General features: G+C 61.9%; 21 protein-coding genes and 2 pseudogenes. 10 read left to right on the forward strand and 13 right to left on the reverse strand.

What is annotated here, in order from left to right:
- Positions 1-362: 362 nt before the first annotated feature.
- From FEV53_RS12450 to FEV53_RS21520, 4 genes are all read right to left on the reverse strand, one after another.
- Positions 363-878 (reverse strand): hypothetical protein, encoded by a 516-nt coding sequence (locus FEV53_RS12450; protein WP_142835147.1) that lies wholly within the window; start codon positions 876-878, stop codon positions 363-365.
- Positions 879-1,021: 143 nt separating this feature from the next.
- Positions 1,022-1,420 carry a hypothetical protein gene (locus tag FEV53_RS12455; RefSeq protein ID WP_142835149.1) on the reverse strand — a complete coding sequence of 133 codons (399 nt, stop codon included), beginning with the start codon at positions 1,418-1,420 and terminating at the stop codon, positions 1,022-1,024.
- A gap of 8 nt (positions 1,421-1,428) precedes the next feature.
- The gene (locus tag FEV53_RS12460) at positions 1,429-2,787 is read right to left on the reverse strand and encodes an AAA family ATPase (RefSeq protein ID WP_246100808.1); all 1,359 of its coding nucleotides are present in this window, start codon (positions 2,785-2,787) and stop codon (positions 1,429-1,431) included.
- A gap of 1 nt (position 2,788) precedes the next feature.
- Positions 2,789-3,436, reverse strand: a complete 648-nt coding sequence (locus FEV53_RS21520; RefSeq protein WP_142835153.1) for a relaxase domain-containing protein — start codon at positions 3,434-3,436, stop codon at positions 2,789-2,791.
- A gap of 274 nt (positions 3,437-3,710) precedes the next feature.
- On the opposite strand from FEV53_RS21520, the gene FEV53_RS12470 reads away from it, so the two are divergent.
- Both FEV53_RS12470 and FEV53_RS12475 read left to right on the forward strand, forming a co-directional pair.
- Positions 3,711-4,133, forward strand: coding sequence for a hypothetical protein (locus FEV53_RS12470; protein WP_142835155.1), 423 nt, complete (start codon positions 3,711-3,713; stop codon positions 4,131-4,133).
- Positions 4,067-4,642 carry an ROK family protein gene (locus FEV53_RS12475; protein ID WP_142835157.1) on the forward strand — a complete coding sequence of 192 codons (576 nt, stop codon included), beginning with the start codon at positions 4,067-4,069 and terminating at the stop codon, positions 4,640-4,642. The genes FEV53_RS12470 and FEV53_RS12475 overlap by 67 nt, the downstream gene beginning before the upstream one ends.
- 78 nt (positions 4,643-4,720) lie before the next feature.
- Here the strand turns inward: FEV53_RS12475 and FEV53_RS12480 are convergent, their stop codons facing one another.
- From FEV53_RS12480 to FEV53_RS12500, 5 genes are read right to left on the reverse strand one after another with little or no spacing between them, the layout of a single operon-like run.
- On the reverse strand, positions 4,721-5,353 hold the full coding sequence (locus FEV53_RS12480; RefSeq protein WP_142835159.1) for a CDP-alcohol phosphatidyltransferase family protein: 633 nt from the start codon (positions 5,351-5,353) through the stop codon (positions 4,721-4,723).
- Positions 5,346-5,714: a hypothetical protein gene (locus FEV53_RS12485; RefSeq protein WP_142835161.1), complete on the reverse strand. Its 369-nt coding sequence runs from the start codon at positions 5,712-5,714 to the stop codon at positions 5,346-5,348. The genes FEV53_RS12480 and FEV53_RS12485 overlap by 8 nt, the downstream gene beginning before the upstream one ends.
- Positions 5,711-6,658, reverse strand: a complete 948-nt coding sequence (locus FEV53_RS12490) for a phosphatidate cytidylyltransferase (protein ID WP_142835163.1) — start codon at positions 6,656-6,658, stop codon at positions 5,711-5,713. The genes FEV53_RS12485 and FEV53_RS12490 overlap by 4 nt, the downstream gene beginning before the upstream one ends.
- The gene (locus tag FEV53_RS12495) at positions 6,655-7,293 is read right to left on the reverse strand and encodes a lysophospholipid acyltransferase family protein (RefSeq protein ID WP_142835165.1); all 639 of its coding nucleotides are present in this window, start codon (positions 7,291-7,293) and stop codon (positions 6,655-6,657) included. Before FEV53_RS12495 ends, FEV53_RS12490 begins: the two co-directional genes overlap by 4 nt.
- A 19-nt stretch (positions 7,294-7,312) precedes the next feature.
- Positions 7,313-8,476, reverse strand: coding sequence for a hypothetical protein (locus FEV53_RS12500; RefSeq protein ID WP_142835167.1), 1,164 nt, complete (start codon positions 8,474-8,476; stop codon positions 7,313-7,315).
- A 214-nt stretch (positions 8,477-8,690) separates the two neighbouring features.
- Here FEV53_RS12500 and FEV53_RS12505 point away from each other — a divergent pair, with 214 nt between their 5' ends.
- Positions 8,691-9,572: a recombinase family protein gene (locus FEV53_RS12505; protein WP_142835169.1), complete on the forward strand. Its 882-nt coding sequence runs from the start codon at positions 8,691-8,693 to the stop codon at positions 9,570-9,572.
- A 6-nt stretch (positions 9,573-9,578) separates the two neighbouring features.
- On the opposite strand, the gene FEV53_RS12510 is transcribed toward FEV53_RS12505, so the two are convergent.
- Together FEV53_RS12510 and FEV53_RS12515 are read right to left on the reverse strand one after the other, a co-directional pair.
- A complete protein-coding gene (locus FEV53_RS12510) occupies positions 9,579-9,869 on the reverse strand; it encodes a type II toxin-antitoxin system RelE/ParE family toxin (protein WP_246100805.1) in 291 nt (96 codons plus the stop codon).
- A complete protein-coding gene (locus tag FEV53_RS12515) occupies positions 9,856-10,155 on the reverse strand; it encodes a type II toxin-antitoxin system RelB/DinJ family antitoxin (protein ID WP_142835170.1) in 300 nt (99 codons plus the stop codon). The genes FEV53_RS12510 and FEV53_RS12515 overlap by 14 nt, the downstream gene beginning before the upstream one ends.
- A gap of 315 nt (positions 10,156-10,470) precedes the next feature.
- On the opposite strand from FEV53_RS12515, the gene repA reads away from it, so the two are divergent.
- The 6 genes from repA to FEV53_RS12545 all read left to right on the forward strand — a co-directional run bounded on the left by repA (position 10,471) and on the right by FEV53_RS12545 (position 16,907).
- The gene (repA, locus tag FEV53_RS12520; RefSeq protein ID WP_142835171.1) at positions 10,471-11,658 is read left to right on the forward strand and encodes a plasmid partitioning protein RepA; all 1,188 of its coding nucleotides are present in this window, start codon (positions 10,471-10,473) and stop codon (positions 11,656-11,658) included.
- Positions 11,655-12,662 (forward strand): plasmid partitioning protein RepB, encoded by a 1,008-nt coding sequence (gene repB / locus FEV53_RS12525; protein ID WP_142835172.1) that lies wholly within the window; start codon positions 11,655-11,657, stop codon positions 12,660-12,662. The genes repA and repB overlap by 4 nt, the downstream gene beginning before the upstream one ends.
- Before the next feature lie 178 nt (positions 12,663-12,840).
- A complete protein-coding gene (repC, locus tag FEV53_RS12530; RefSeq protein WP_142835173.1) occupies positions 12,841-14,064 on the forward strand; it encodes a plasmid replication protein RepC in 1,224 nt (407 codons plus the stop codon).
- A 534-nt stretch (positions 14,065-14,598) separates the two neighbouring features.
- Entirely contained in the window at positions 14,599-14,868 is a 270-nt protein-coding gene (locus tag FEV53_RS12535) for a WGR domain-containing protein (protein ID WP_142835174.1), read from the forward strand.
- 93 nt (positions 14,869-14,961) lie between these two features.
- Entirely contained in the window at positions 14,962-16,395 is a 1,434-nt protein-coding gene (locus FEV53_RS12540; protein ID WP_142835175.1) for a DUF6880 family protein, read from the forward strand.
- 149 nt (positions 16,396-16,544) lie between these two features.
- Positions 16,545-16,907: a hypothetical protein gene (locus FEV53_RS12545; protein WP_142835176.1), complete on the forward strand. Its 363-nt coding sequence runs from the start codon at positions 16,545-16,547 to the stop codon at positions 16,905-16,907.
- Here the strand turns inward: FEV53_RS12545 and FEV53_RS12550 are convergent.
- Positions 16,904-17,675 (reverse strand): annotated as a pseudogene (locus FEV53_RS12550) (IS6 family transposase). The gene FEV53_RS12545 and the pseudogene FEV53_RS12550 overlap by 4 nt on opposite strands.
- Before the next feature lie 185 nt (positions 17,676-17,860).
- Positions 17,861-18,100, reverse strand: a pseudogene (locus FEV53_RS12555) (IS6 family transposase); the annotation flags it as partial.
- Positions 18,101-18,316: 216 nt separating this feature from the next.
- Between FEV53_RS12555 and FEV53_RS12560 the strand changes: the two are divergent.
- Complete coding sequence (locus FEV53_RS12560; protein WP_185962192.1) at positions 18,317-19,156, forward strand: helix-turn-helix transcriptional regulator; 840 nt, start codon at positions 18,317-18,319, stop codon at positions 19,154-19,156.
- The last annotated feature ends 5 nt before the right edge of the window (positions 19,157-19,161 follow it).

Consider the following 19,161-nt stretch of genomic DNA (forward strand, 5'->3'; position numbering starts at 1 on the left):
AAATCCTCGCAAACACCCGGGAACGCCCCAGGAAAACTTGGGAAAGGACAACGAGGCCCGTTCAATCGCCGCTTCGGCTCCCGTTGATCCGGCGGGAACTTCGCCAGATCAAACCGTTAGAGCGAGACATGGATCGTCCGTCGGCCCTTCGGGCCTCATGAGCGGATCCACACATAACGCAGCATACTGTATTTCCCCCAAACATCTGTTCTGTAACGAAAAAACGGCAAAAAATCGGTAACGAGTGATGCCCGGAAAAAAATTACCTCCGCTTTACAATGGGTTGCGAGGGGGGTGGCCACGCCGTGCCACGCTGTGCCACGCTAGATTCGAGGGATTTATCGGGTAAGGGAGGGTGAAAATTACCGCTCATGCTCGTCCTCCTGCTCATGGTCGCGATCTCCATCTGGGCCCCGCTCACGCTCGAGGCGCGCCATCAATTCGCGGTCTTCCTGCTCGAGCTCCAACTCCAGCTGTCGGCTCCGCCGGTCCCGCTCGGGAGACTTCCGCATCTCCCCGATTTGACGCTCGGCCCGATCCATGAGTGCAAGCATCTCTTCTTCCTCGGACGGCGAGAGCATCGCGATCAGTGTTCGGGTTGCGGTAAATTCATCGAAGAGCTGCTGGCTCCATGCGGCCTGCCGCTTGCCAAGATGGATGACCGTCTCATTGAGAGTCGAGAGGTTCGAGGCGAGGTCCGCGAACATTGCGGACAGCTCATCTCGGGTCACAGGTGGTGGGGTGCTTTCGGATGGCTGCGATGCGCCAAGAAGATCGTCGCGGAGAGCGGCAAAGCTGGCTTCCATTGTCTGGCGGATCGGGTCTTCGAGGCGCTCGGGATCGGCGATTTTGTCTGCCTGGCGTTCCAGCTCTTCCACCCGGAGCTTAGCCTTCTCGAAGTCACGCTAGAGGGTCTCGATCGCCTCTTCAAGAGCTGCGGAAACGTTGCCGTCGTCAGGGTCTATCAGGGAGAGAGCTTTGGGTCCGAGATAGGGGCGAACGCGTGGATTCTTGTCGGTACTCATCTGGACATATCCTTCTGTCTTTCACGCACGGTTTCGGCCAGTTCGCGGGCATGGTCGAACGGGTCCTTGCGCTCGGTTTCGGGGGTCTTGTCTTTGGCGTCCGAGGGCTCGTGTGACCGCTCCTGGGAGGCGTCTTTCTCGGGCGTCTGCTCCGGATCCTTGCGCGCCTTTTCGGCCTCCTGTCGCGCCGCGTCAGCCGCGCGCGAAGCCTCGGCGAGATCGTCTTTCATGGCATCGCGCCAGGTAGAGAGCGCGTCCTGACGAACCCCGGTCGTCTCTTGGATCCGGGCCGCGAGCTTGTCGGAATCGGAGGTGAACAGGAGTGCCTCGTCGCGGGCGCGGCTGATCTGGACGTAGAATGATTTCTGCGAGGTCAGCGCTTCATCAGGTCCCATGGCGGCGATCACCCGGTCGACGGTGGCGCCCTGAACAGCGTGAGTAGTCGCTGCATAGTTGTATTGAATGCCGCGCGCTGCGAGCGCGTTCGGGTCCAGATCCAGCTTCGTGCCGTCCTCTTTCTCAATCGAAATCGAGCTCTGGCTGACGGCAGTGATCCGCCCTGTTTCGCCATTGGTGACGTTCGCCTCTTTGTCGGTGATCTTGAATCGGACAGCGTCTCCAGCAGCCACATTACGCTGGTCGGTGTCGTAGGCGATGAGGCTTTGCGCGGCCCGGCTGCCGGGCTGATGGGGACCGTCAGGGGGGTGCCACCTGCCTCGGAGCGCAGGATGAGAGAGCCCTTGTCGAGGTCGACTTGCACCACGTCATAGGTCTCGCCGCGGGAGATGCTAGACGCCTTCACGGAGCGCAGCGCATAGACCACGTCGCCGGTCTTGTAGGAGCGCACATCAGCCGCCTCGGCGCGGGTGAACTGAAGGGGCTCAAGGCTCCGGATCGTCACCTCCCTGCCCCGGATCTTGCCCTCATGTTTCAGCCCCTCGCGGATCGTCTCGTTCATCTCATTGCGCGTCTTGTTGGTGAGCGCGATGAGACGGGTTTTGGCGCGGTCGCTGTCACTGAGACCAAGCCAGGCCTCGGCAGCGGCCTCCTTGAAATCCTCCGACACACGGAGGTTGTCGCCGATCTTGTGGATCGCCGCACGGGCCTCACCTTTGATCGCGTGGTTCACGGCATCGCGAAGCGCAGGATCACGCTGGCGCTGGATGTCATCCATCACGGCGTTCGGGATCCCGGCTTTCTGAAGCTGGTCGAACGGCGTGCCGGCGGCGACCGCGTCGAGCTGCTTCACGTCGCCCAGAAAGACGACCCGCGCCACCCCGGTGCGGGTCGCGTGATCCATCAGCGTCCGCATCTCGCGCGACGAGATCATCGAGGCTTCATCGACGACCATGATGGTCTTCGACTTGTCGATCTCGACGGGATGGGTCCGTTCACGAGTGGTCAGTGAGGCGAGCGTAGTGGTTTGTGGGATGGCCTCCTGAAGGGCGGCAACGGCTACATGGGAGGGGGCATAGCCCTCGACCGTGTATCCGTGCTTTTCAGCGTAGTGCTGGAGCTTCCCCATGGCAAAGGTCTTGCCGGTGCCGGCATAGCCTTGGACGGCAACGTAGCGATCCTTGCGGGAGGAGAGTGAGAGGGCCACAGCGTCGCGCTGCCCCTCGGTCAGGGTGGTTTTGGAGAGTTGACGGGCAAGAGCCGCGTCGCCGGTCAGGCGCTGCACGATGCCCTTTTCCACCCCTCCCGAGCGCCGGGAGGCCCGCCAGGTGCGCAGGTTCTCCCGCTCGATCGCGACCGTGTGCATGTCAGTGAGATTTTCTTTTTCCTCGCCGGAGGCGATCAGGACCTTGGCCTTTTCCAGTCGCGCAACCTCGCGCTCGATCTCCGGCAGCCCGGCAACCTTGGCCGATCTCAGGGCGGTCTCCATCAGATCCACGCGCTCGTAGACGGAGGCGCGCTCGCTCAGATGGGTGTAGGCGCATTTTGACCGCCTGCCGGGCGTCGTTGCGCGGATCGAGCGCAGGCGTGGCCCCGAGGCCTTCGGCCTGACGCGCTTCGGCTTGTGTGATGGCGGCGGCCAGAACCCTTTCACTGACGCCCAATTTGAGGGCTTCGGCCCGCCAGCTTTCGCGGAGTTCGGCCCGATCAATGGCCCCTTGCTTGGCTGCCCGCGTAGCCAGCGCGGCCAGCTGGGAGGTGTGCGGTGTCACAGGCAGGCCGCGTTCCTGAAGGGACTTGAGGTTCTGCTGACCGCGCTTGGCAAAGCCCTGCACAAGGCGCTCATCGACGCCCTGGATGTTTACCTCGTCATATTTGCCCCGCTCCGTCTCATAGCCCAGAGCCCGGATGTTGCGATCAAGCTCGGTCCGGTAGACCTCGGTGATGATCTTACGATTGCGAAAGACCGCATCGTTATGCAGCGCCGTGAATCGACCTTCGCTGTTCTCCACCATTGTCGCGTTTCTCTTAAATACGAGACAGTACGCTTTGGCCGCCCATTCTTTCAAAAATTTTACCCATAAATATGAGACTTTTTATCTATCGCCATGACCCTATTGGGATTTTTTAACGCAGTTGGCTAGAGCGCTATTTCAGAATTATGGGCAACGCGACAGCTGCATATCGACCTCGACCCCGAGAGCGGTTACATCGTCACGTCCACCCTGACCACCGAAAATGTCGGCGACCCTGGTGCGCTGCCTGAGCTGCTGGCTCAGGTGGCGGACTTTGTCTGCTGTTTCATCGGCGATGATCCGAGATGTCTTCGGGCCGGATGTGGAGTTGGTTATTCCGCCACCGGGCAACGCCATCTCAGGCGATTGCGCGACCCGCAATGTCCATATCCAGATGAACGCCGACCACGGTCGCATCGCATGGCAAAAGTCTACCGGCTACGTTCAGCGCTCCCGTGTCGAAGCCCAGATCGACCGCTACAAGCAGGTGATCGGGCCCGCGCTACGAGGCCGAAATATGGAGTGCCAGACGACCGAGCCTCTAATCGCCATCGAAGCCCTCAACCGAATGACCGACCTCGGTCGCGCGGCCTATGAGCGTGTCATCTGTTCAGGCAGGGAAAGCGGCAAATGCGCCCTCAGCTTGATCTATGCTACACGCTCCGGGACATCCTTTACCTTTTCATTGGCGCGATGATCGGCGGCGGACTGGTCCTGAACGGCAGTGTGTTTCAGGGCCGCTCAGGACGTGCTGGCGGTCTTGGTCCCCTCTGGGTGGCCCGTCCCGGAGGCAGCACATCAAGGCTACTGGATCAGGCGTCGCTTTTTGTGCTGGAAAAGCGATTGCGGGCAGGTGGGATAACCCCCGTTTCCCCCGGGAGGTCGGACTTCTGGCGTAATCATCCTGACCTGACAGGCCCGTGGTTGCAGGATGCGTCCGCCGCTCTGACCCAGACGATCTTGTCCAGTCTGTTACTGATCGACTTCGAGGTCGTCATCATCGACGGCTCGATCCCTCCGCAGATCCGGAGCATCATCGTCGATCAAACACGAGCTGAATTTGTGTTACAGGATCTGCAGGGACTTGTTCTGCCCGAATTTCGCGCCGGACAACTTGGTCCCCTCGCCCGCGCTATCGGTGCCGCTGCCACCAGCCTGAACGCTCAGTACGGCATCGATCGGAGTGCATTACACGCAGCGATATGACCGCTGGATTCCCATTCCAGGTTCCAGACACATTCATTTCGGTCATGTCCTGCGATGCTTTCCTTATGCCCAGCATCATCATCCGCGCGCGCGCAGCTGGATGAGAAGGCTGTGGCTCCTGCGCAGGAGGGTCAGTGCCGTACCAGCGATCAGCAGCCACAGCGCGAGGGTCAGGGTCGGGACCCCTGCGAGGTTGGGGGCGACAGTGGCCACCAGCGCCGCGCCTGTTGCCAGCGCCATGCGGTGAGGTTTGGCCATGGGACCCCGGAAATCGGCCGGCACTCCCTGGGCACATCCAAATTCCCGGAGATACGCAGTCCCTATGGCCAGCGCCGCCGCTGCCCAGCCCAGGGCTGGCTGACCCGCGCCCAGCCCCAGCCCCGCGAGGATCATCGCGTCGGCCACGCGGTCGGGAACTTCGTTCCAGAACGGCCCGTCCGCCACGCCCTGTCCACCTTCGACCGCCACCATACCGTCGAGGAGATTGCAGAGCAGCCTGAGCTGACAGCCTGCCGCCGCGGCGACCAGCCCGGCCACGGAGGCAAAACCCGCACCAACGCCGGACACCCAGAAGCCTCCGCCTGCCAGCGCGGCGAACAAGATCGACAGTTGCGATATTCGGTTCGGCGAGACGCCGCGCCGGGCCAGCGCAGCGGCGGCCCGGTTGGCGAGTTTCGTGTCACGTGTGGCGAGGGGACGGCGATTAGGCATGGCGCTTCAATATCACAGTGTAAATGACAGCATAAGTCGTGGAGATCATCAGCGGGACAGAGAGCGTGGTCCAGAATGCGGGCGTACCGGCAAGGGAATGAGCGACCGTCAGCAGCGTCAAAGAGATGCTAAAGGCCGCCAGAGGCGGCAGCAGGTATTGCGCGGGACCGGAGACGCGCCGGAAAAGGCGCTCGATAACCTGTTTCAGAAACAGCGTGATCCCGGCGGTCAGTGCCCCCTGAACGAGACCCGCAACGAGGGGCGCTGGCATTGGGTGCGCACCGTTGGCAAAAGCCGCCCATCCTCCCATGAGGAGAAAGCCGCCGGTCGCATGGACCGCCTTGCCCTGCACCGCGCTCATACGGGCGGCCAGAAATAGCGGACCACGTGAAAGAAGATCGGTGCCGAGAACACAACCGAGTCCAGCCGGTCCACGAAACCACCATGGCCCGCGATCAGGTGCCCCCAGTCCTTCACCCCCTTGTCACGCTTGATAGCAGACATGACGAGCCCGCCAAAAAAGCCCATCACCGCGATCAAAAGCGCGATGACAAATGCCTGCCACGGGGCGAAGGGGGTCATCCACCAGAGCGCCGCGCCGAGAAGGCTCGCCGAGAGGACCCCGCCGAGGAAGCCCTCCCAGGTCTTGGACGGCGACAAGACCGGCGCGATCTTGCGGCGCCCAAAGAGCTTGCCGAACACATATTGCAGCACGTCCGATCCTTGAACGACCACCACGAGAAAGGCGATCAGCAGGATGGACTTTCCTTCAAAGCCAGGGATCCGGAGACTGAGCAACGCGGGGACATGGCTTGCGGCAAAGACGCAGATCATCAGCGCCCACTGGGTTTCCGACACCCGTGTCAGGAAATTTTCCACATTGCCCCTGAGCACGGCGACAATCGGCAGGAACAGAAAGGCGTAAACTGGTATGAAGATCGAATAGAGGCCGTACCAGTCGATCCAGATCAGGTAGTATTGCATCGGCAGAACGACAAAGAACGCGCCCACGAGCGCGTAATGGTCACCGCGGGATTTCGCCGTAAGGGTCAGGAACTCCCGCAAGGCGGCGAAAGACAGGAGCGCAAAGAGCCCCACGACCCCGGCGCGTCCGAAGACCATGGCGAGGGTCAGCAGCGCCACCATCGCCCACCAGGACCGGATTCGGGCCACCAGGTTCTCGATCACCGGATCGGCGCCGTCCGGTCCGGCCCGGCGGGACAGGATGCCTGCGATCAGCGACGCAAAGATCAGAACCGCGAGCACCCCCGCCAGGAGCTGCCAGAATTCCACCGGTGGGCTCATGTAACAGGGCCTTTCTCGCTGAGGATCAACAATGCGGCCCGGCAGCGCGCGAGAAAATCGTCCCGTGTCTCACCATCGCTCAGCCTCATCGCTTCGCCAAACCGCACCGTGCACAAAAGCGGGATCGGGATCACCTCGCCCTTTGGCATCACCCGGTTCAGGTTTTCGATCCAGACCGGCACGAGATCCACTGCCGGACGATGGCGTGCCAGATGATAGAGACCGGTCTTGAACGGGAGCAGGTGCTCCTCGCCCGTATTACGCGTGCCTTCGGGAAACAGGATCAGCGAACTGCCCCCATCGAGCGCGGCCGCCATTTGCGACACAGGGTCGGTCTGGCGGTGGGTCGGGTCGCGCTCGATCAACACCGCATCGAAGACCTCACGCCCGACAAAACGCTTTAGCCCCGAACTGAGCCAATAGTCGGCGGCAGCGACCGGGCGGGTCCTGCGCCTGAGCGATGGGGGCAGGACCGTCCAGATCAAGACAAAATCCCCATTGCTGGTGTGGTTCGCAAAATAGATCCGCTGGGCCTGTATCGGACCGACGCCATCCCAAATCGCCCGGACGGCGGTGATAATCCGGGCCAGAAATTCTATGAGCGCGGCCAGAACCCCCGCAAAAAATGATGCCATTTCCGTGAAACCGATCTGTTCAGGAGGCCCAGCCCGGTTGTGCGCACAGACCTTCGGGACCGCGTTTTGACTCCACCTCTGATCGCCTCATAGTGCCGCCCGACGACGGCCTTTGCAACAGGGTCCCCTTCACCCCCGCGGTCTTCCACATGCGAAACCGGCCCTGTCCGGTGACTTCCCGGATGAGGCCATGCTCCTCCATCCAGGTCAGGTTGCGCTGGACCGCGGCGCGGCTGGCGCCGGTGAGGTCTTCGGCCATGGGCGCCGACAGGAGCGGCCAGCTCGCGAAGGCCTTGCGCAGCGCGGGCGGCGTGCGGCCTGAGAGGCGGGACATGGTGGCCTCGGCGCGCGGGGACCAGAGTTCGATCTCGTCAAGATGGCGCATCGCCGCCAGCACCCCGCTCTCCATGCCCGACAGCCACCGCCCGAGCCGTTCCCCCGGCGTGCCTCCGGGACGCAAGGCCCCTGCCCCGCCCATGGCCACCGGCGCGAAGACCGCCCCGCTGTCGCTGGCGGCGATGCGCGCGGCGGTGACTGCGGCTTCCAGCGGGTCGCCCGTCTCGCCCAGCCCCGCCAGCGCCCAGAGATGCACCCCCATCGCGGCGCGGCTGATCGGGTGCAGCGCGCTGGCCTCAGCCGTGGCCGCCTCCCAGCCCCCGGCCCGGTCGGCAAAGAGGTCCTCGCCCCTGCCAGCCCCCGGGTCGCGCCGGTCGAGGAAACCCGCCAGCCCCGCCTCCGGCCCCGGCCCTCCCGTCAGCCGCCGCATGGCCCAGGCCGCGCGCGCCAGCGCCGCCATGTCGTCCTGCACACCCGCGAGGTGCAACGCCATCCAGAGCGCCAGCCGATCCGTGCCAACCCTGTCGCCCGCGATCCAGCTCAGCTCCGCCGCCTCGGTTAATGCCAGCCGCTGCCGCCAGCCCTCCGGCCCCCGCGACAGCCGGTCTCCAAGCGCCCCGAGTCGCCCCGCCACCTGCGCCAGCCGCGCCGCCTGCCCCGCCTCCGCCGCGCGCCAGTCGCGGAGGAGATCCGCCTCGTCAGGCGGCAGTTGGGGTCCGGGCGGCAAGAGATCCGGCTCCTGTTCCAAGGGCGGCGGCAGGAACCACAGATCTTCTTCGGTCGCGTCTTCAGCGTCCTCAAAGGGATCGTCGGAATTATCCCGGTATGTGGGGCGTTGGGAGGTCATATGTGCATAATACACAGTTTTTGCCGATCACCCAATGAATTTAAAGCGATATTGAAGAAGGGAAGCGTTATGAGCAAATGCGCTCGCCCGGGCCAGCGCCTTCATCCCGCTGAGCCCAAGGAAACAGGACGCAAACCTGCCAGAGCCACCCCTTGCATCCATTTACAATCGACCGTTTATTAGTGGCACCCTTAACTGCAAAGCACCCTGCCCCATGTCCCAGATCGGCTATGCCCGCGTCTCCACCGAGGATCAGACCCCCCTGCCCCAGGTGAAGGCCCTGAAAGCCGCCGGATGCTCCGAGATCCACGAGGAGCACGCCTCGGGCGGCGACCGCGCGCGTCCCGTCCTGACCCGCGTGCTGGAGCGGGTGCGCGTCGGGGATACGCTCGTCGTCGTGCGCATTGACCGGCTGGCCCGCTCGCTCTCGCATCTGCTGGAGGTCATCGAGCGGCTGGAGGCCAAAGGCGCGTTCTTCCGCTCCATTGAGGATCCCATCGACACGGCCTCGCCACAGGGCAAGTTCACGCTTCAGGTCCTTGGGGCCGCAGCCGAATTCGAGCGTGCCCTGATCCGCGAGCGCACCAGGGCTGGTCTGGCCAGCGCCCGCGCCGAGGGCCGGATCGGCGGCAATCCCGGCCTGCGCGCCCGCGACCCCGACGCCCTGCGCAAGGTGCGCCTCGCCCGGCAGGACGGCTATATGGAGCGCCTCGCCCGGACCGCGCCCGACTGGGTGCCCCATGTCCGCCGCCTGCGTCCCGACACGCCATGGGAAGACGTCCTGCGCATCATCAACGCGCCCCTGCCCGAAGCGCGTCGCTGGACCCATGGCCGCCTCCTGCGAGCGGTAAACGCCTATGTTCGCGACGGGTTCCTGCCGCCAGAGGCCCTCACCCGCGCAGGCCGCCGCGCGACGGACGACCGCCTCCCCGCCCTCGTCGCCGCGATCAAGGGCGCCGACCCCGACATCACCCTTCAAGCCATCTGCGACCGGCTTGAGGCCATGCGCGAACCCACACCAAGAGGCCGCAAAACATGGCAACCCTCCTCCGTCAAAATGCTCCTGCGAAGAGCCGCGAAACTAGGGATGCTGTGAGGGTCATCAGGGCCATTGCTGTGCCGCGTGCAGGACGCGCAGGATGGTCACCGTATCGGGAGTTTCGGAGTAGATCACGACGTAGTTCGGCCTGACGATCATCTCCCGCGTGCCCCCGACCCGTCCAGGGCGGTAGATCTGCGGATGCTCTGGCAGGCGCGATGTCTTGTCTTCGATCTCGTCTTTAAGCGCCTGAGCCGCATCCGGGTTGTTCTCCGCGATGTAGCCTATAATTGCCATCAGGTCCGCGATCGCTGCGGTCTTCCACCGAAGATCCGGGTGCTCAGGATCGGGCAAGACGCGTCTCGTCGATCAACGCCTGAACGTCTTGCATGACCTCCGAATGAGGTTTTGCGGGGGTTGGGTCGTCGAGTGCTTCCTGCACCTTGGCGCGGAACCAAGCGTCATAGGCGTCAGGATCCGTCGTCAGGCCTGCGGGCAGCCCGCCCTCGGAGGCGACACGGGTCAACAGGATGCGGACGGCATCGGACAGGGTCAAACCGACATTGGCGAGCGCTTCCGAGGCTTTGCTTTTCAGTTGTTCATCGACTCGGACGTGGAGCATGGACGTCTGGGCAGGCATGGTAGTCCTCCTCTGCTGGCAGGAATGTATCGCAATTGAGAGACAAATTCAAGAATTCGGCATCGGAGACCCGGTCACAGGGCGCCGGGGGTGGCGGATCTCGGCAATAATAAGGCGATCAAGCGTCAAAGGACTTGCGCGACTCGGATTGCTTGCTCAATAGTCACGGAAACAAGGCGGAAAACGCCATAGACCGTGAACACGACCCGGATAACATCGGAGATGTGAAGAGCGGCATCGGCGCGAGAGCGTCGAATGAGGCAGATATAGCGTCACCGTCGTCCCGGGGCCAGTGACACATTGGGAAGAGAGAGCATGGACCAGTTTGGGACAGTGGGTGAACTGAATGCGGTGATCCGCCAGCATTCCGAACGGCTTGCGGGACAGCTTCACGCCCAGCGAGAGACCCTCTTTCCCCCCGATGCCACCAAGGCGATGCGCAAATTCACCTCAGGCGAAGCGGCTGGTTTGCTCGGGGTGAATGACAGCTACCTGCGCAAGCTGCACCTCGATGGCAAAGGCCCCTCCCCGGAACTTACGCCAGGCAACCGGCGGCTTTATTCGGCGGCGGATGTGCAGGACCTCCGCGTACTCCTTGAGAAAACGGCCCGCAAACCGGGGGATTACCTGCCCGGTCGGCGCGATGGGGACCATCTGCAGATTATCGGCGTGATGAATTTCAAGGGCGGATCGGGCAAGACCACGACCTCCGCCCATCTGGCGCAACGACTTGCACTCAAAGGCTACCGGGTCCTGGCCATTGATCTCGATCCACAGGCCTCTCTGACCGCCCTGCACGGGGTGCAGCCGGAGCTGGATCTGGCGGAGGGCGGCACGCTTTACGATGCGATCCGGTTCGACGATCCCTGCCCCATCGACGACGTCATCCGCCCGACCTATATCCCCAATCTCGACCTGATCCCGGGGAATCTCGAGCTGATGGAGTTTGAACATGACACGCCACGCGCCTTGTCCCAAGGCCACGCGGGGCTGTTCTTTTTCCGGGTGCGCGATGCGCTGGAGCAGGTAGATGAGCGCTATGACGTGGTGGTGATCGACTGCCCGCCCCAACTCGGCTTTCTGACGATGTCAGCCCTCTCGGCCGCAACCGGCGTGCTGGTCACGATCCACCCGGAAATGCTCGACGTCATGTCCATGTCGCAATTTTTGCGCATGACGGCTGATCTTATGGATGTCATCGCAGAGAGTGGCGCCGACATGTCCCATGACTGGATGCGCTACCTGCTGACTCGCTACGAGCCCTCGGACGCTCCGCAGAACCGCATCGTCGCGTTCCTCCGCACCATGTACGGGGACTCTGTCCTGAACGCACCGATGCTGAAATCGACGGCGATCTCGGACGCGGGTCTGACGAAGCAGACCCTCTACGAAGTTGAACGCAACGCCTTCACCCGCTCCACCTATGACCGGGCAATGGAGAGCCTCAACGCGGTGAATGACGAGATTTCCCAGCTGATCCAGAAGACATGGGGGCGGCCATGACCACAGGACGGAAAAAGCGGCTATCGATGCTCGATTCGCTCTCGGCGGCGGAGGCCCCTGCCCCGGCGCCCACCGGGTCTATGGTTAGCAGCAACCGGGCCTTGCGCTCGGCCCGGAATGCGGTCGATGCGCATCATGTCTGGGAGCTGGATCCGGACACAATCCTCGATGATCGGCTGGCCGACCGTCTCGACCCCCGCGACGTCATTGACCTCCGCGATGCCATCGAGGCCAATGGCCAGACGGTGCCGATCCTGGTCCGGCGACACCCGAGTGAGGCTGACCGGTATCTCTTGGTGTATGGCCGGCGGCGGCTGGAGGCCATCCGGCTGTCGGAGAAGGTCGATAAGGTTCGCGCGCTTGTGGCCAGTCTCGACGATGATCACGCACTCCGGGCGCAGATCTCTGAGAACATGGCCCGCAGGGATCTCTCCTATATCGAGAAAGCCCTGTTCGCTCAGGAACTTGTCCAGAATGGCTTTGGCACCCAGTCGCAGGTGGCCGAAGTTCTGACGGTGACGAAATCCTCGATTTCCATGGCCCTGTCCGTGGTTGAGGCCGTTGGCGTTGACCTGATCCGCATGATCGGGGCCGCTCACGGGATCGGTCGCCCGAGATGGGAAACACTGGGCCGGGAGATGGAGCAGAGCAGCGCGGACCGGGATGGCCTGATCCGCATTGCCGAGGATGTCTTCACCGCCGCCGACGTGGCACGGGCCCGTGGTGAGGCCAATGAGGATCCGGCCGACACCTCGCGGCACGCCTTTGAGGCGGTGGCCAAGGCCGTAACCCAGACCCTTCGCCGCCAGACACCAGCTCCGGCGGCGAAATCGAAGAGCCGCGCGCTCGTGCTGGATGGCGCCCGCAGCGGGGCCGTCTCGCGTGGCGCCAAGGGGCTGACGATCCGCGTCGATGACAGCGCCTTTGCCGACTGGCTGGACGCGGAGGTCGAGGAGATACTGGCAGAGCTTCACGGGCGCTGGAAACAGCGCGCGGAAGAGTGAGGAAACCGAGCAGACAACAAAAAGGAGGCACGACCGGCCAAAGAAAAGGTCCCGCAAAGCACAGCTCCACGAGACCCTGACTTGTTTCTAGCACCTTCAAGTTAGTCCCCGGAGCTTTCATCCGCAAGTCTCATGTGATTCGCGGAACGGGATTTCTTTGTCTTCGTGACAAAAAACCATGAGTTACACCCCGATAACGCCGTTCCGGCGACCGGTAGATGCTGGCCTGTTGGCACACCAACGGGCCGCCAGCGCTCCCCTGCCCCCGTCCGGGGTCAACAAATGGGAGGTCCTGCGCGAACTCGGCGTGGCGCGTGTCGCGTTCGGCCTGTCAGATCGCGACGTGACAGTGCTTCAGGCGCTGGTGAGTTTTCACCCCACGACAATCCTGGGCGAGAATGATGCCGATCCGGTCGTTCATCCCTCCAACCGCGCAATTTGTGAGCGACTGAATGGCATGCCCACTTCGACCATGCGGCGCCACCTAGGGAACCTGGTGGCCAGCGGGGTGATCCTTCGCCGCGACAGTCCCAACGGAAAGCGCTACGTGCGCCGCGCAGGCGGCGAGCGGATTGTCTTTGGTTTCGACCTCTCCCCCCTCGCCCGCCGCAACGAGGAGATCTGCGCAGCCGCCGAGGAGATCCGGGCCGCAGCGGAGCAGCTCAAGCGGCTGCGCGAGCGCGTCAGCCTCATGCGCCGCGATCTTGCGGGTCTCGCAGCCTATGGCGTCGACGTTCGGCCTGATCTGGCAATCTGGGACGCCTTCTCCGACCTCGCGACCCTTTCGGCCCGGGCTTTGCGTCGTAAGCTGGAAGTGGGTGATCTCGAACTTCTGGAAGCAGACCTTTCACAGGCTCTGAACAGCGCTCGGAACATCATTGAACCATCTGGTGCAGAAATAATGAGCATCAATGACCATCCAAATGAGCAGCACCATCAGAATTCAAATACAAAACATTATGATTCTGAACATCGCTTAGAAAAACCCCAGGAAGCGGGCGTCGTAACAGCAGCATCTGATGATGAGGAGGTTGCCGATGATACTCCTGATGCGAAAATGGCAGAGGACAAAAATCTGCCGAATGTGCCGCTTCGTCTGGTTACGTCCGTGTGTCAGGAATATTTGAATTACACCGAGCAACCAATCCGACACTGGCATGAACTGGTTCATCTGGCGTCAACGCTCCGTCCGATGATCGGAATCACGCTCACGGCGTGGGATGAAGCTTGTGAGCATATGGGGCCAGAGCAAGCGTCTGTTGTGTTGGTTGCGATGCTTGATCGGCTCAACGACATCCGCTCACCGGGCGGGTATTTGAGGGCACTGACGTCGAAAGCAGCGGCAGGAGCATTTTCCTGTGGCCCAATGGTCATGGCCCAAATGCGACGAGAAGCAGCATAGTTTTTGGGGGCGATCAGAGTGCCAGTCGTGGTTGGGGTTCAGGTTCAGAGCCGTGGGATCAATGGTTTGTCCGCGATTAACCTGGGGCTCGGAATTTATCTTCCACCTAATTGACGCAAACCATCGGCCTCAGCCGGTGATACCACGGCATGTGGTGTACGAATTTTCGTTGCAAGGTCTTGTGAGGTTCGATGCGCAAGTGCGTCCGGGATATCATCCGTCAGTATCGGGAGTTTTAGTTCGAACACGATGCTACCGACGCCATCCGTTAGTGGTTCACTTCACATGAGCGATCTGTTGAAAGCTTGTGACGGGGTTGTTCACACCTGTGAACTTCTTGGAATTGAGTTAGTCCAGTAAAAGTTCACAGCTGTGAACCATCATTGCATCGACCTAAACGGAAAATGGGTTAAAACTCTGATTGTTGCAGCGCGATTGCCCGTAACCCACTCGGCCGAGATGCTGCCAGTTCGACCTCCCAGTAGCGCCATCAACCAAGTCTTGATATCCTCTCTCATGGAGGTGCCACCCGTGATGTCTAACGAACCAAACCAGCTGGAGGTCTTCCCCACGGCGCTTGATCTCAAGCGGGTGGAGCTAACCCTGAACATGCGGCGGTTCTACCGGATGAGCGTGCAGCCGGATCTGTTTGGGGGCGCGAGCTTGATACGGGAGTGGGGGCGGATCGGGTGTCGGGGTCGGGTGCTGATTGAGCGCCACGCCGATGAAGGGCAGGCGGTGACGGCTTTGATGAAGCTGGCGGCGGTGAAGACGCGGCGCGGGTATAGGGCGACCGGAGGGTAGGGCAGGGGGCTTCGGTATCGGGTCCGGACCATCCCGCCTTGACCTCACCGTCCTCTCGCGGTGGTATCGCTCAGCACTAGGAGGGCCCCTGCCATGGCCGCGAAGGCGTTGAACAAGAAGAACCTCGTGGGTCTCGGGGCCGAGGCTCTGGCCGATCTTCTGCTGGAGGCGGTCAAGGGTGATGCGGCGCGGCAGCGGCGGGTGCGTATGGTGCTGAACGCCGAACAAAGCCCAGCCGAGGCGGCGGCGGAGGTGCGCAAGCGCTTCGCCCAGATCCGCCGCGCGAAGAGCTGGCTCGACGGTCCCGCCCAGCGCAAGCTTGCCCGGGAACTGACGGGGCTTATCGACCTGATCGGACAGCGGATCGGGACGGAGGAGGCCAAGACCGGGTTCGAGCTCCTCTGGACGCTGCTCGGCCTTGCGCCGCCGATCCAGGAGCGCACCGATGACAGTTACGGCGTCATCGGCGATGTGATGGACGCGGCCATGGACGCCATCGCGGACCTGGCGCCGCGCCTGACGACCGACCCGGAGATGCTCGCCGAGATGGTCTTCGAGGCGCTGATGGATAATGGCTACGGCGAATATGACGGTGCGATCCCGGCGCTGGGCGAGGCGCTGGGACCCAAGGGGCGCACTCGGCTCAAGGCGCTGGCCGAGGCGGCCCGCTCTACGCCGATCAAGGCGGTGGATGTGGAGGGTTACGGCACTCTCGGCGACCCCGCCCGCATTGCCGAGGTCGTGCAGCAGAGCCGCGATCTGACACTGGGGATGATCCTGCAGGACGTGGCCGATCTGGAGGGGGACGTGGACGCCTGGCTCGCCCGCTACACGGCAGAGCAGCTGACCTATCACACCATCGCCCCCGCCGCCGCCCTGCGCTTGCTGGCCGCTGGTCGGGCGGAGGAGGCGCTGGGCCTCGTGCAGACGTGCCTCGCCCGGCAGGAGGCGCGGGAGCGCGCGCTCGACACGCCCGATCTGGACGAGGCGCATTTCGCCAGCCTCGAAGCGCTGGGCCGGGAGGAGGAGTTGCACTCCGCCCTCTGGACCCGGTTCGAGACCCGCCTCTGCGTGCCGACCCTGCGCGCCTATCTCAAGCAGCTGCCCGATTTCGAGGATGATGAGGCTCTAATCCGGGCGCAGGAGCACGTGCTGGCCCACCCGTTGCTCTGGGACGCGCTGGTCTTCTGCCTCGAGTGGCCTGATCCGGCCCTCGGCGCGCGGCTGGTGCTCAGCCGGGCAGGGGAACTCGACGGCGATGCCTACGAGATCCTCACCCCCGCCGCCGAGGCGCTGGCCCCCGAGCATCCCTTGGCCGCGGTGCTGATCTGGCGGTCGATGATCCTCTTCGCGCTGGACGCCGCCCGCTCCAGCCGCTACGGCCACGCCGCCCGCCACCTCGCCTCCTGCGCTGCCGCCGATGGCGCGATCGAGGACTACGGCAGCCACCCGGATCACCAGAGCTTTGTCCAGTCCCTGCGCGCCGCCCATGGCCGCAAGCAGGCATTCTGGAGTCGCGTCGACTGAATGGGGCAGGGGGCTCAACCCCTCCTAAGCCCTGTGCAGCCGCGTCAGATGCTGCAATGCAGCATCACACTGTTGCAGCGCAGCATTTCGTCCCTATCTTGTGTCTCACAAGGACGCAAACACACAGATCCAACCGATAGGAGGCAACGATGGCTGCCACTGCTAAAAAAGTCGAAACCAAAGTCGAAAACGCCGCCGAGACGGTGGAGAACAAAGTCGAGAAACTCGCCGACCGCGCCAGCGCCAACCTGAAAACTGCGACCTCTGAGGCCCGCACCTTCGCCTCGCTCTACACGACCGCGCTGCGCAGCTTCGCCGAGGGCGTGATCGAGGTCGACAAGCTGATCCTGTCGAAGCTCAGCAACGCCGCTTCCGAGACCGTTCAGCAGGGCCAACAGATCCTCCAGGCCCGCGACGTGAAGACCGCCATCGCCATGACCGCCGTCTCCACACAGGTTCTGTCGCAAACTTTTCTGGCGCGAGCAGAGTGCTCTTTGGCCAGACGCACTTAGCCAGCGAGGTCAGCGAGGACCTGGAACGGACTTGAGCCTGCATCGCCAAGTTGCCCCTTCCGGATCATGTGAGCTGTCTCAATTCCCGCGAGGGTCGCCTGCGCCGCATTGAACGATTTGATGCCCTTCATCGGACGGGTGATCTTCTTGATGGTGAGCGCCTGTCCGCGAAGCGGCAAACCATCCGGGGGATGGCTTGTGGCGGGAACATGGTCCTGCTCGATGCGATTGTTCAGATACTTCACCTGCAAGACTTCGATCAGCCAGTACCAGCCGGCCAGGATCAGTGCGATGTTCATGTTGTCGAGGCCAGCAAGATTGGCTCCACTCTTATCGATCACCACCTTGTCCGGCCAGCCGTTCCAGTCGATCGTCCGCTCGAAGAACCGGGTAGCTGCGTCTTCGTCTCGCCTTTCAGACAGCATAAAATCAAGGGTTTGACCGTCCCGATCCACAGCCCTGTAGAGATAGGTCCACTCCCCCTTCACCTTTGTGTATGTCTCGTCGACGCGCCAGGACCCGGCAGTTGCCGCTTTGCGCTGCTGCGCCACGTCTGCAATCAGCGGCGCATATTTCACAACCCAGCGGTTCAGTGTCGCGTGATCGACAGGGACGCCACGCTCGGCCCTCTTCGCCTGCTCACTCGGACCATTGGCGTTTGCAGGCTCAGTCATCCAGGTCACGACATGAAACAGCGTAGCGGACATAGAAGAACACCGCGTAGAGGATGGCGTCCTTGGGATAATGACTGCCCTTGAAGTCGATCAGCCTATCATCCCGTCAGCGGTCACGTGGAGCCGGCGACATACCGACGTCAACTGAAAGACGGAAGATCACACCCAAAATTTGCGACGGAACCTCTTCATGAGCCAGGCCGGTGTTGTCACATTAACAGTGCCGAGTCGCATGAAGGCGATTGTATTAGCCGTTCAAGCCATGCTCGCAGCGACCTTCCACGCGTCGAAGGCTTCCAGGCGGTGGTATCTGATCTGAACTGCGGAACGGCGGCGGGCGGGAACGGAGAAGCGGTTGCGTACGGTTTCCCGGCTGACGGTTACACCGCGTTCGGCTAGAAAATCCTCCACATCCGCCGCTCTGAGCGCAAAGCGATGATAGGCCCATACGGCATAGGCCACGACTTCACGGGGGAAACAATAGCCCTTCAGGCGTGACATCTCGGCTGTAATTTTCATGACAAAATGCTAGACGCACCACGGTGTGTCAGCAAGTTGGTAATGCCCAACAGTCTGTTTCACGCTGGTAATTTGAGTTTCTGCAACTTAAGGCTGCAACTCTATTGTCAGTTTCGCTTATTTATGTAAGCATAATTTCGGGTACGAGAGAGGGTTTCGTGCCATGTATTGGTCGGTCGTCCCGAGCAGCTAGAAGAGTTCAAAACTGGCTCATCCTTGCGCGCCCTGACACCTGCAAACTATACAAAACGGGCCACATGGTCCCGAAGATGGATTAAAGAGTTGATAAAAAATTCCGAAATTCTTCTTGATGAAGGTAGCCAGTTCAGTGATCTTGCTAGGCAGGTTGTCGAGGCGACTTCGCAATCTCAGCTTACAGATATTTTTCAAAAAGCGATTGAGCGGCTTGGCTATTCAAAGTTTGCCTACCACGTTGTTTGCTCTCCGGCATTGATTAACGAAACCAACCGGTCTTCGCTAGGCCTGACATCATATTCCGACAAGTGGCTGAAGCATTATCGTGATTATGGTTACGTCAACCAAGATCCGGTGGTTGATCGGGTGATGAGCCAAAAACAAGCATTCCGCTGGAGCGATGCTTTCCGGGATGCGAAATTCGACAGACGTCAGACTGAGGTCATGGGAGATGCACGCGATGCGGGTATTTTTGATGGCGTCACCGTCCCGCTCAAGTCGCGCAACGGCGAACAGGCCGGTTTCACATTTATTGCTAAAGAGGGTTCAGAGGTCGAAGCGGACCGGCCCATTGGCCTGGAATGCTTGTTGGCCGAGTTTCTGCACGGACAAGCCTTGGAGTTTATTTTATGCGCTGAATATCAGCGCAATTCGCGGCGCAAGACGTCAATCCTGTCGCCTCGCGAAACGCAGGTGCTGACCTGGGCGGCGCGTGGAAAATCGTCTTGGGAAATGTCGCAAATCCTAGAAATTGCGGAGAAATCGGTAGAATTCTATATCGATTCCGCAAAGCGCAAAATGATGGCGTCCAACAGAACCCATGCGGTCGTCAAGGCGATGATGTTGGGCCTGATCGAGTGAAAAAT

The organism is Palleronia caenipelagi, from assembly GCF_007004065.1.
GTDB classification, from domain to species: domain Bacteria; phylum Pseudomonadota; class Alphaproteobacteria; order Rhodobacterales; family Rhodobacteraceae; genus Palleronia; species Palleronia caenipelagi.